We start from the raw sequence: 12256 nt of genomic DNA, 5'->3' as shown, positions 1-12256 counted from the left end.
TACGTGAACTCCAGTATAACAATAGTAATGCGCAACAAGAACGTGAAACTACGCGAATTTGTAATCATTCAGTTACGCTGGGAAATTTGCCATTCTGTGTCATTGCGAGGAGTGAAACGACGAAGCAATCTCTGCCTTTGAGCGCTGAGATTGCTTCGCTGCGCTCGCAATGACAGTCTTTCGCCGCTGACAACTGAATGGTAACGCGAATTTATCCGAAGCAGCGTTCATGTGCCTCCGACAGCAGGCGTTCAGTTTTTGGGCGGCAGTTTCTTATATGTGGGGCAGTCCCGCGGCTCGCGGGACTGCCCCACATATCATTGACATCGGCATGAATGATGCGCCCGCCCGTACCGGAGGTATTGATCCCGACATGGAGAATTCCTTGATCCCAAGCAATTGCGGGTATATAATCCGCCCCCATGTTTGGGAGAGTCCTTGTTGCCAAAACGGTCAGGCCGCGCTGCCCCATGGGCCTAATAGGGCTTATTTTTCCGCTTGTTCTCGCTTTACTGTTTGCCGGGGCCGCTGCCGCAGATTTTGACTCCGGAGAATGGAAGCGATTCCGGGAAGTTCGAATTCCGCCTCATTTCCCCGATGGCCTGGCAGGAATATCTCTGGATTCTGAACTAATCGAGAAGTCGCGTCGCGATATGGCCGACCTGAGATTAGTATCCTCGAACCACGCTGTTGTCCCGTTCACCATCGTGGAAGGCACGGCCGGCGATGACGGCGAGGCGTTCCCTGCCAAAGTATTCCGGATGGCACGCAAACAAGGCAAGTGGACTGACATATGGATCGACAAGCAGGCCAAAATCCTGACACAAGGAGTTCTTATCCAGACACCTTCCAAGGATTTTGTCCGCAAGGTTGAAATCAGGGGCTCCGACAACACCAAAGAGAGCTACGTGGTTCAAATGGACGGCCTGGTAGCGGACCTGGCAGGACCTGTGCCGGTGCGCAGTCTCAACGTCTTTTATCATTTGAATAATTTTCAATACGTTCATATTCGCATCATTGACGACGACAAACCGCCGCTGAAAGTCGATGGCATCCTCTGTTATCCACCCCCGGCTGACTCGAACTTATCTTGGCCTCTTGACGTCAGGATCAGAGAAAACCGATCCGACCCTGCCACGGGTTCCACGACGATAGTCGCGGACCTGGGCGAGAAACGCTTTCCTACGGCCCTGGTCCGGCTCTCTTCCCCCACCAATGAATTCACTAAGAAAGTGCTCGTCTACGGAGCGTCCTCCTCTTCCCCGGAATCATGGAAGCGGATATTCGAGGGCACGATGTTTCGTTTGCGTAGGGAAGAAGCTGTGAAGGAGAGCCTCGAAGCTCGGTTTAGTCCTCAGACATACCGTTACCTCAAGCTTGAACTCTCGGGGGGTACCCGCGGAGCTGTGAGCGTGGACAAATTGCGTGCCACCGCTGCTGTTCGTATGGCGGTATTCAAACATCAACGAGGCCAGGACTATCGTTTGTTCTTTGACAATCCCAAGGCCGGGGCCGCGTCGGGCGGTCTGGATGCTCCATCCATAAACGTGAACGAGGTTGCGGCCGCATCGTCGGAAATCAGTCTGGGGCAGGAGCAGAAGAACATCGTCTCTCCTTCGCCTCCCCAAAGACCTGAAATGCCTCGAAAAGCCGATGCATCGAGCCTTCAAAAAATACTGGGCGTGACGATGCTACTGGCCGGATTGCTGCTGCTGTTCATAATTATGCTTAAGGTGCGCTGGTCGAAAAGATCGCGTGGGAGGCGCGGGGCCGGAGCAGCCAACACGGGCTTTTAATCGCAAGAGGAATTGCGTAGCTGCTTCAAATCCGGACCGGAGCGGCGCGTAGGATGCGGTTCCGCCGCTCCTGACGCGAGGTCATTGCATAGGTCGAGGGCTTCGGCGGGCTTAATAGCCGGAATTATTTACTGCGCATTTCTATTCCGCTTTTTCCCCTGATATACCAGTTTTCCAAACTCGGGTCGTGACATATAATCAGAATATCATCCGAGGAAATATTGAACTGCTTCAGATTTGCTTCTATCTTCCTGAACATTTCAAGTTTGAGAGCTTCATCCCTTCCAGGTAGCATGTTTATTTCAATCATTATGTAATTCTTGGATCTTCCCGGAGGAATCAGCAGAGTTGAGTCATTAAATTCACAAATGCGATGGTGAAAGTTGTCGTGGGTGATTGATAGCGCTTGTTTTATAGCGTCCTGAATGCTTCTGCAGATGGCTATTTTCTCCGCTTGAGATCGCCCTTCATAAAGATTTATCTGAATTATGGGCACATTACCCTCCTTAACGCGAATTGGTTTTGCGGCCGAATCCGGAACCGATGGGAAGGACTCAACCTCGCCGCGGAATTAGCTCGACAGAATCTCTTCCCGCAGATTAAAAGTCATTCTGGTATTTCCGATAGCTATTTCGTCTCCGTCCTGAAGCTGAACTTGGGTGTGAACCGCTTCGCCGTTAACTTCCGGTTTTTTCAAGCCCTCTCTGTAGGCAAGAAAATACCCGTTGGGCCGCTTGTTAATTAGAGCCGAGGTCTTCCCTACCAGCAAGCCGCTACACTTGATGTCTGAATCGTTCGATTTCCCCAGCGTTGTAAGGCGCTTGGTAAGGTCGATGATTTGTGGGGTTCCACCGGCAATGATTGTCAACGAACCGTACAGTTCTATCCTTTTGGGCTTTTCAGCCAGCTGTTCCTGGTCGACACCTTTTTCCGCGGCGTGTTTCGCCAAGAGTTCCTGTTGAGCTTGGGTGTCCAGTATCATCGTGTCGCGGAACGATTTTTCCGCGGCTTTCGGTCCCGGCAGCTCCTCTCGGGTGGGTCGCTCGGATTCCGGGCGCCGATCCACAAATGTCAGGAGATGCTTGCCCACAAGGAATGAGTCGCCGTCGAATAGCTTTTCGCGACTTATCTTCTTTTCTTTGACAAAGGTGCCGTTCAGCGACTCCAGGTCGACCAGAACGTAATAATTCGGGTCTTCCATCTCGATGACCGCGTGGTGGCCTGAAACAGCCATGTTGTCTACCACTACGTCGTTGTCGTCACGCCTGCCAATGGTAATAGGGGTTGCATCAAATTCGTATTCCTTGATCACCGTGTCCTGAAATTTCAGGATCAATTTAAACATTGGTATCCTCCGGAAAGCGTTGCGGTCATTGTCATCCGAGGTGCTCGATACGTTCTCCTCAGACTCCGCCGAGAGCACGAACAGCAGGCGCTACTGTCCATCCGCTTTGTTGGGGCCATCCTCAAGGAACACTGCTATCGCCAAAGTGGTATTGTCCGGACTGCCCCTTCGATTTACCTCTTCAAGAATGCGGTCAATTGTCTCCGGACCCGGTTTATCCCTGAGAACTTGCTCCAAGATTTCCAGTTCGTTCATTACGGCCGTCAGACCGTCAGTACACAGGACAAACGTGTCGCCCGGGAAAACCGTGAATTCGTCCATATGTACCCGGACTCGGCTGTCAACCCCGATGACAGAAGACAGAATATGTCTGAGTTGGGACTCTTGAGCCTCTTCACGACTCATGATGCCCCTTTCCACTTGGTCTTCCGCAAGAGTATGATCTTTGGAAATCTGCTCGATAGAACCACTGCGTATCAAGTACATCCTGCTGTCACCGACATTTATCATGGACACCTGAAAGTCCTCGATCGCCACACCTATTATGGTGCTGCCCATGCCCACGAATTGTTCTTCTTCCAGTGATTCTTCCAAGACCGCTCGGTTTGCCGTGAACGCGGCCTGACGGAGCAGGTTGGCGCTGAAAGAAAAGTTCGGATCGTAATTTTCGAACAACTCGGAGCTGTTGGTCCTGTCGCGGGCATGCTCGTTATAAAACGAGACAAATGTTTCCATGGCCAAGCGCGAGGCCACTTCGCCGGCTCTGTGTCCGCCCATCCCGTCCAGCACCAGGACGAGCTTCTTGTCCGGGTCGACGTAGTAACAATCCTCATTACTGGTGCGCTGTTTTCCAACATCTGATTTAGCCCAGGCTTCAACAATCACACGGCCTCCATTGGCCCGGGGAAGCGTTTAGGGTGATGCAGCCACCCTTCTGCTGTTTCGGGCGGATGCTCTGGTACCCCTCTATACATCTTCAAACGGCCAGACCGCCAAGAAATTTATCTGATTTCACCAACGAAATCAAGTAATATCATTTAAATTGTTGCCTGCGAACGATTTTCGCGCAAAAACCTTATCTAGTTCTCGGAACAGGTTGATTTATCGAATGAATAGATATAGAGTTACTTCCCGTGTCGAACATCGGAGGCCCTTGGATGCATAGCGGTGAAAACAAGAAACCGATTAGCCAAATAGTCTTCTTCATCGTACTTGGAGCGGTCTGTTGGTCGCTCACGGCATGCCAGGAAGTGGACACTCTCAAGCGAGAGGTGTGGAACAAACTTCAATCCAAGCTCAAACCGAAAAGCCAGTTCGCACCGCGCGATGGAATAACCATAACAGCCTGTTCTCTACACCAGACGGCTAATGACTACTCGGAAGTAATTCGCAAAATCCCGGCCGAGACCTCTGTACACCTTATCGACAAAGTTGGGGAGTGGTACCGCGTACGCATGCGCGATGGACGAGAAGGGTACCTGAAACTAAAGGTCATCGGCGGCGAGGACATTATCTTACTGACTACCGAGCTTAGACGTTCCATCGAGGGAATGCCTGTACAGGCAGAAGGCATGACCAAGACCAAGGCCAACTTCAGGCTTCAGGCCGGCCGTGAGTACGAAGTCATTGAAGTGCTCCCACCGGACAGGAAATTGGAAGTCTATGAGAGAGTTGTTACGGTCCGCAGGTCCAATCCCGGGGGAGGCGCCACGAGAGGCCGACCCGCGGGCCAGGCCGGAGCCGCGGAAGAGCCTCCCGCCCACACGGACCTCGGTTCCGACGATGTGAAAAAGGACGTTTGGTACAAAGTAAAAATAGAGGATGGCAGAGTCGGTTACATTTACACGCACAATTTGAGGCTCACCCCCCCGGACGACATAGCCCGCGTGGTCCCTTTCATGAGGATGGTTGCATGGAGAACCGTGAATACCACCGACGACCAGGACCGAGGGGCGATGAATAACTATATCGTGGCCTACGCGCCCATAGGCAAAGATCCGGGATGCGATTACACTCGGCTATATTTTATGAACTGGTCCAAGCGACGCGTCATTAGTTGGCAGTTGAGGCTCAACGGGGTGCTTCCTATCGGCGCGTATCAGTTCGAAGGGAAGCCTGGCTTCAGCGTTCGTTACCTTCACCCTTCCAAACCGGACAGGTTGGTGCTAGCCAGCTTCGTCGTCTCTTCAGGCCGAGTGCGCAAGGTCGGCGAGGAAGAAATTCCAAACAACAGAGAAATTCGCTGATCCGCGGCCGGCAATGCCCCAACCTTTCAATTTTGCTCCCACGAAAGCGCGTTGGTATCAAGAGCCGCCAGGGCCCGAAACTGTGCGCGACGCGGGGTACTCTCTTAACGGAAGGAACCCGAACACCGCGGTAAGCAGATTCTGGGGGAATGGGATCAGCAGTCGATTGTAGCAGGCAGCGTTGGTGTTGTAGCATCTTCTGACATAGGTTACCCGGTAGGTGGCTTGAAGGGTTCGCTTCCAGTTTGTATCAAACGGAACGTACCGACTCAGGTCCTGGTTGGCTTGAGCCAATTTCTCGATTTGTCCAAGAAACCCGTCCATCTGATCCACGGACGCCACGATAGCCTCCGGATCGTTAGATCGCATGGAAATGGAGCGAGCGGTCAGAATTTTCTCGGCCAGCTTGCCGTGACCTGCTTCGAAGCCCCTAATTGCCTCCACCAGACCGGGAATTGCTTCATTTCGGGCTGCTACGGCTCGCAAGAATTGGTTCCATTCGGCTTTGGCTTCGCTTCTCGCTTGTTGCAGAACCGGTCTAAGACTCGCGAAAGATATGAACACCAGGACGAGGAAGGCCACGAGCAAGGCAAAGCAGAACTCAATGAAGCGGGAAAGGCTCATGGTCTAGGCCCCTGTTCTGAGGACCCGGGCAGCGGTGGGAGCGCGGCTCTGTTCACGGCCTCAAGGCAAGCAGGCGCCTCTTGGTATGGTCCGGGCTTCTCCCAGACCGGATCGTCGTACCGGTCATGGCAAGTCAGGCATGGCGCTATGGAGGTTATTTTCTTGATTTCGCCGGAATTGAAGCCGCGTGCCAGCTTGTGCGAAGTCCCTTGAAGGACCTTGCCCTCGACGTCAACGACAGTGTCCAGAGGGAAAGCTATTTTCAACCCCGATGCACTGGAATCGTAAATGGGTTGCACGCTCACTTGTCTATCCTTGGAATTCCAGGAAAGCTGACCCTCTCCCAGGCCCAAGGCCTTGGAATCCAGATGGCAGTCTATGCAACGGGGCACTTGCGTGCGAGTCGTGTGAGGGTGAGTCGGTCCTACGGCCATTGAATTGAGACCGTTCTGCAGGTTCATGACCTTGGAATCATAGGGACTGATTACCTTGCCAGCGGAATCCACCACCGTGTTCCAGACCTGGCAGCCCGGCACCAGAATCCCGACCTTTCCTCGCGAATTGATACCGTAAATATGGCGCTCGAACCTGAAAAAGCTCCGCCCTTCAGCCCAACGGCCCGGAGTAGCCCTGCCGGAGACATGGTCCTTTCCTTCATGGCTGAAGTCAAGGACCTGATGGCAGCCGTAGCATTGAGGACTCCAAGCGCTGTGACAGGTGTCGCATTCAAGCCGTTCATGCCCCTTTATAGTGTGGCCGTTTCTCTTTCCCGTGACCACGCTCACCGGATGCCCCTTTCCCGTGAGCTTGCTCGTCAGCCTGAATCCGCTTTCGGTTTGCTTGATTTGAGCCAGAGGGCGGCCCTTTGACGACTGGAAAATGGTGTCGCCTTCGGAAACTTTCAGGAAAGGTGAGGATCGCAGGAGGGTCTGAAGGAGCTTGTCGTTCTTGTCCACCTTCATGGTCCTTGGCGGCTCGGAATAACCTCCGTGGCAGTCCTCGCAGCGGATCTCGACCTGATCTTTCATGAAAGGGTGTACCGACCCGTCTCCCATGGTGTCCTGGCCCGTATGGCAGTCAATGCAGCCCATGCCCTTCTCGTAGTGGATGTCGGGGACGAGTTTCAAGAAGAATCGCCCGTCGCCAAGGTTCTCGTCGTTCAGGCCGCCTCGGACGAAGGGAGTGCCGTATTGTTCACTTTCCATATGTCCGTGGTAGTTCAGGGCCACCCGTGCGCTGCGATTGTGGCAAGCCCTGCACCGATCATCGCCGATTCGATTCGTTATTGTGTGGGTTGATGCATGACCCGTTGCTTCACGGTTAACCGTTGGATCGCCCCCGCGGTAGCGGCCGTCCTCTGCATAAGGCGCATGGCATGCCGGGCACCCTTCGAGGCGGCCAATCCTATCCTCGTGCCGCGAGGTCCAGAGGTGGCAGGAAGCGCAGAACTTCCGAAAGTGACTGTCGGCAAGACTGACCTTGCCATCAGGGGTTCGTTCCGGTGAAATTGCTTTTAGAGCAGTCTTTCCATCGGAGACCTGCTTGATACCAAATCCGGACCTGCTGTCCTGTTCGATGCCCCATTGGAAGCGCAATATGCCGATTATTCCTGAGTTGGTGGCCATTATGGAACGGGGGACATTATCGACCCTGTTCAAAAGATGATCTTCCCGTTCAGAGTGGCAGGCCCCCGCAGCTAGCCGGTTGCTGCCACAGCCGGCCGCGGCTATGTCAAGCCGAGCAGGATTGCGGCCGCCTCTGATGCCGAGATGCGCCCCTCGGGCGGTAAGGTCCGCGCCGTTGCCTCCGTGACAAGTAACGCACCCGAAAACCGAATTGGGGTGAGACGGAGAAAGGTCTTCGATTCCAAAATGGCAGGTTAGGCAGCGCTCCGGATCGAGCTTTCCTCCGAAAGGCCTGACCTCCATGATTTTAGGCTCGCGATTCCGCAAGTCCTTTATTTCAGAGCGGATCGCGGCCTTTTTCTCGTGCGACGGTTCTGCGGCCAACTCGTTCTCGAGGCGGTGAAGGGCCAGAGCAATACCCTTTTCCTGAAAGGACCTCCATTCCGGGTTCTTTGCTCGGTACTCCACATACGCCAGGCAGGCCAATACCGCCGCAACCGTAGCCGCCAGAGCAATCCGGAACCACGGTGGAGTTTGCTTCATGAGAAATAACCCCAAACGGTCAGGACAAGCGCGGCAATAGACGATCCGAAAAAGATTGCGGCCCGTAGCCTGGTGGCGGAGTCTGAGACAAACGGAATAAAAGCTATTATGAGTAATGCGATCAGAGGAATTAGAACACCGGCAACAATAGCGGGGAGATGTCGCAGCATCTGTTGAATGCCCACAAAGATCCAGGGAGCTTTGACGTTTTCAGCGGGCAGCCCGGATGGGTCTGCCGGTCCTCCCGTCGGCGCGTCAATAGCGGCTGCAACAACGCACAAGATTGCCAGGCCTGCCAGAGCGGCAAGCACCTCTTTCCTAAGCAGATCGGGAAAGCTCCGGATTCTTGGTGTTTGGCTGGTATGGTCTTGATTCACGCGATTCTCGATGGGCAATCAGTCCTTGACAATACGAAAGCCCACGGTGCGGAAGTAGCCGCGAGGCGAAGCGCTGTGCCGGTTGCGTATTCTTTTGGACGCCTCCGCGGAGGCCCAGGACCCTCCTCTTATTTCCTTCTCCTGCCCCAGTGACGGACCGGATGGGCTACTGTTCGGACTCTGTTCGTAGTAGTCGGGGGCGTACCAGTCAGCGCACCATTCCCAGACGTTCCCAACCACGCCGGTGGTCCCGCGAATTCCCGGATCGGCTATTTGCACCACCACGCTGCCTTCTCGAGGAAGCACTGTCAGGGAGTCAGTCGGAGGGTACGGGGTTGTCAGCAGTGCTGCCTTTTCCCATTCAGCCGCGGTCGGAAGTCGGCCCCCGGCCCACTGCGCATAGTCCATGGCGCCGTTCCACGAAACACATACCATCGGTTTGTTGGCAAGGTCCGGCTTAGGCTGAAAGAAATTACCCGTCTGCTTGACAAGAGGGCATTCCGGAGCATCCAGTTTTACGCGAGGCAGACCGTCTCGGGAATTCTCACCCTGTGCGTTGAGGAAGTCGGCGAATTCCTTCACTGTCACCTCATGTCTTGCGATGTAGAAATCCTTCAGGGCCACGCGGTGAGCCGGTCGTTCGTCCGGCCTTCCCTCGCCGTTCGGGCTGCCCATGTCGAACGGACCGGCAGGGATGAAGATCATCCCCCTATATTTGCCCATGCCCTCTGCAACGCTGTTCTCGTCCACTGCAGGAGCCGGGGCCTTGGGGTCTGTGGGTCGGTTCATTCTCGGAGGCAGCGGAATTCCAGGCCCGGAAGGGCAACCCGGAAGCAGCGGACAGTCCAGGCCGTCCCCGGATGGCTGTACAACGCTGTGCGGCGCCATTGTACGTGCCGGAGAAGAGGGCGTCGGAACCGCATCGTTAGCCGCCATTCCCTCCGCTGCCACAAAGGTCGTCAATAAGGCAAAACACAGGCATGAAATCTGCACTCTGCTTTTCAGGTCCCACTTTCGCACAGGCTTGGTAAGTCTCATGGCCACGGTACAGCTCTGTTTCATCTCCTCTGAGGTAGCGGGCCGATCTTTATTGCCTCGGCACCGGCCGATCCATATAATGCTGGCCATTTCACGCCGCGTCAAGGGCTTTGATAATGTCTGTCCGAAGCCGAAAAAGTGATCAAAAGCTGAGTTTGGAGCATCTCTTGCTCGATCGGATTCGACGCGTGCTGCAAAGCGATCCTTCGTTAGCTTCGGATCCGAGCCGACTATATACGCGCTCGATGGCGGCTCTTGTTGACGGGCTGCTCTCCCGTGGCCGTAAAACCGAGGAACACTCATCGTCAGGGGTTGAGCGAAGGCCTTTGGAGCAACCGGCTCAAGTGCCGTTGCCCGTTCCCTCTATGACCCCTGAGGAGGTGGGACAGGCTTATGAATATTTGCGAGGCCTTCGTGTACACATTGGCCCGGAAGAAGGGCCGAAGCTTCTTCCCAGCGTCAGGGGGAAGAGAAACCAAGGCCTTTTCTACACTCCACCGAGTATCGTCAGATTCATAGTCAAGGCCGCGCTGGACCGGCTTGGCATCATTAACCCGGAGGATCACCTGGACCTGAAGGTCCTGGATCCTGCCGTGGGCGCGGGGGTATTCCTGGTTGAAGCCCTGGACCAAATTACCAATCGGGTCCTGGTTCCAGGATGGTCCCGGAAGACCCACTTGAGCAGACGAATATGCGACATCGTCGCACAGACTCGGGCCAGGCTTTTACACCGGGCACCGAGCCGCGGCCTCAATGCCGATGTGGCGGTCAGGATCTACGTCCTTGAGAACTGCCTATACGGAGTGGATCTGGATCCTATCGCAGTGGCAATCGCCCGCAAGGCGTTAATCGCAAAGGCCTGCGGACATCCGGCGTGTTTCCCGGACATCGGGCTCCGCATCAGGGTGGGCAACTCACTGATAGGCGAGGGTAACAGTAACCTCGATTCAGCCTGCCAGAACAAGCTTGATCGCGGGCACGCGAAAGCCTTCTTCGGCCGGGGTTCGCCGGATTCTTATGACGTGGGGCAATGGTCCAAAAGGACAAGAGCTTTCCATTGGCCCGTGGAATACCCGGAAGTGTTCGGCAGGGAACCTCGCGGCTTCGATGCAATTATCGGCAACCCGCCTTACGAGATCGTCTCGGTCAAAGAATCCGGCCTGAGAGAGAGGGCCGCGGAACAGCGGTATTTCAGGCAGGTTTATGGAGCATGTCGCGGGAAAATCAACACGTACCGTCTAATGTTGGAGCGCGGGCTGAACCTTCTGACCAACCACGGAACACTCGGGTTTATATTGCCTGCCACGCTTCTGGCGGACTCCACCGCGGACGCCCTGCGACGCATGGTGCTGGAGCATGCCGAAGTCAGCCACGCTGTAGTCATTCCCGAAAAGGCCGGGATATTTCAGAACGTGACCCAGGCGCTGCTGATACTTGTCCTCAAGAAAGGCCGCACGACGAGCAAGATGCATCCTGTCTTTTGGAACGGAAAAGGCAACATCCCGGAAAGCGGAGCGGTCGAGATCCCTGGGACCCTTATTGAAGCCACTAATTTCAGGATACCGCTCTTGAGATCCGAGGACGAGAAGAGACTTCTGGAAGCTATCTCGGCGCATCCTCCGCTGAAGGGCACAGCGGATTTGGCCCCCCTTGCGCACGTTCACCAGGGGGAAATAAATTTGAGCGTGCATCGCCGGTTCATTACCGCTCGGCCAACAGCATTCCCCTTAATACGCGGGGAACATGTCATGCAGTTTCGCGTTTCCCATCCATCATCCAGACCGGGGAGGCTGGACTGGATTCTTCCGGAATACGCCAGTGACTGCATGGAGCGGACCTCATCCTTACCCGGAGTGTCATGCGCAACCGGCAAGATGCCCCGTTCGGTTGTGCGAGAAAGACCTTGGGCAAAGGATCGGATCGTTCTGGGCCGCGTGGTGAATATGGCCACATCGCGAAGACTCAAAGCAGCCGTTGTGCCCAGTGGGGTCTTCCTGGGGGACATGACGAACTTCATCGCAGATGCCGCCGTGCCTAAGAATTATCTTCTGGGTTTGCTAAACAGCCGACTCCTGAATTGGCGGCTCAAAATAACCAGCACAAACAATTACCTTTCGGCCGCGGAGATCGAATCGCTTCCCATACCGAGAATACCTCGTCGGAAAGGTGCATCGACGGCTCTAAGGTCCGCGCAGATGAATCTGAGGTCTTTGATGAATGAGGCGAATGCCTCGCTGACGACTTGCCTGGAAGTTGTCAAGGCTCTGTTTGGTGCGGACATTAGGCCCCGCGAAGACACTTTGATTTCGGAAATCATTCAGTGGCTGGTAGAGGAAATACTTCGATCAGGAAACGAATCCAGGGCGCCAAATACCGCTTTGACTAACCTTGTCGATGCAATGGTCCTCCGACTCTATGGCATCGCGCTGCGACCGGAATTGGTTGGAATATTGGGATCAACCTAAGCGTCATTTCTGGATGTGGATAATACCAATGCGCTTTCGTACAAGTGAATATGGCGGGCATCCAGCGTCCCGCGGGACCGCCACCAGATTATGGTAGCGGCCGGCGCCCCTGCCGGCCATGGCTAATGTCACTTCTTTGAACGCGCATCGATATCATAGCATACTCCGCGTATGAACGCGAGTTGGTATGAGAATCC

At 54.8% G+C, this 12256-nt stretch carries 10 protein-coding genes; 3 read left to right on the top strand and 7 right to left on the bottom strand.

Annotation, left to right across the window (positions count from 1 at the left end; translation table 11 throughout):
• Window positions 1-470: 470 nt before the first annotated feature.
• A complete protein-coding gene (locus HY913_05070) occupies window positions 471-1796 on the top strand; it encodes a DUF3999 family protein (GenBank protein ID MBI4962629.1) in 1326 nt (441 codons plus the stop codon).
• Between the two features lie 124 nt (window positions 1797-1920).
• Here HY913_05070 and HY913_05065 read toward each other — a convergent pair whose 3' ends face one another.
• From HY913_05065 to HY913_05055, 3 genes are all read right to left on the bottom strand, one after another.
• Entirely contained in the window at window positions 1921-2292 is a 372-nt protein-coding gene (locus tag HY913_05065; protein MBI4962628.1) for a tautomerase family protein, read from the bottom strand.
• A gap of 75 nt (window positions 2293-2367) precedes the next feature.
• Window positions 2368-3141, bottom strand: coding sequence for an FHA domain-containing protein (locus HY913_05060; GenBank protein ID MBI4962627.1), 774 nt, complete (start codon window positions 3139-3141; stop codon window positions 2368-2370).
• Window positions 3142-3231: 90 nt separating this feature from the next.
• A complete protein-coding gene (locus HY913_05055; protein ID MBI4962626.1) occupies window positions 3232-4026 on the bottom strand; it encodes a serine/threonine-protein phosphatase in 795 nt (264 codons plus the stop codon).
• Window positions 4027-4298: 272 nt separating this feature from the next.
• On the opposite strand from HY913_05055, the gene HY913_05050 reads away from it, so the two are divergent.
• Window positions 4299-5387, top strand: coding sequence for an SH3 domain-containing protein (locus tag HY913_05050; protein ID MBI4962625.1), 1089 nt, complete (start codon window positions 4299-4301; stop codon window positions 5385-5387).
• A 57-nt stretch (window positions 5388-5444) separates the two neighbouring features.
• Here HY913_05050 and HY913_05045 read toward each other — a convergent pair whose 3' ends face one another.
• From HY913_05045 to HY913_05030, 4 genes are read right to left on the bottom strand one after another with little or no spacing between them, the layout of a single operon-like run.
• The gene (locus HY913_05045; GenBank protein MBI4962624.1) at window positions 5445-6011 is read right to left on the bottom strand and encodes a LemA family protein; all 567 of its coding nucleotides are present in this window, start codon (window positions 6009-6011) and stop codon (window positions 5445-5447) included.
• The gene (locus tag HY913_05040) at window positions 6008-8179 is read right to left on the bottom strand and encodes a hypothetical protein (GenBank protein MBI4962623.1); all 2172 of its coding nucleotides are present in this window, start codon (window positions 8177-8179) and stop codon (window positions 6008-6010) included. Before HY913_05040 ends, HY913_05045 begins: the two co-directional genes overlap by 4 nt.
• Window positions 8176-8556: a hypothetical protein gene (locus HY913_05035; protein MBI4962622.1), complete on the bottom strand. Its 381-nt coding sequence runs from the start codon at window positions 8554-8556 to the stop codon at window positions 8176-8178. Before HY913_05035 ends, HY913_05040 begins: the two co-directional genes overlap by 4 nt.
• 18 nt (window positions 8557-8574) lie before the next feature.
• Window positions 8575-9684 (bottom strand): SUMF1/EgtB/PvdO family nonheme iron enzyme, encoded by a 1110-nt coding sequence (locus HY913_05030; GenBank protein MBI4962621.1) that lies wholly within the window; start codon window positions 9682-9684, stop codon window positions 8575-8577.
• Between the two features lie 26 nt (window positions 9685-9710).
• Here HY913_05030 and HY913_05025 point away from each other — a divergent pair, with 26 nt between their 5' ends.
• Entirely contained in the window at window positions 9711-12059 is a 2349-nt protein-coding gene (locus tag HY913_05025; protein MBI4962620.1) for an N-6 DNA methylase, read from the top strand.
• Window positions 12060-12256 lie beyond the last annotated feature (197 nt).

The sequence above is a fragment of the Desulfomonile tiedjei genome (genome assembly GCA_016212925.1).
GTDB lineage: Bacteria > Desulfobacterota > Desulfomonilia > Desulfomonilales > Desulfomonilaceae > JACRDF01.
Note: the sequence above shows the minus strand (reverse complement) of the source record. Positions and strands in the feature narration are given on the sequence as shown.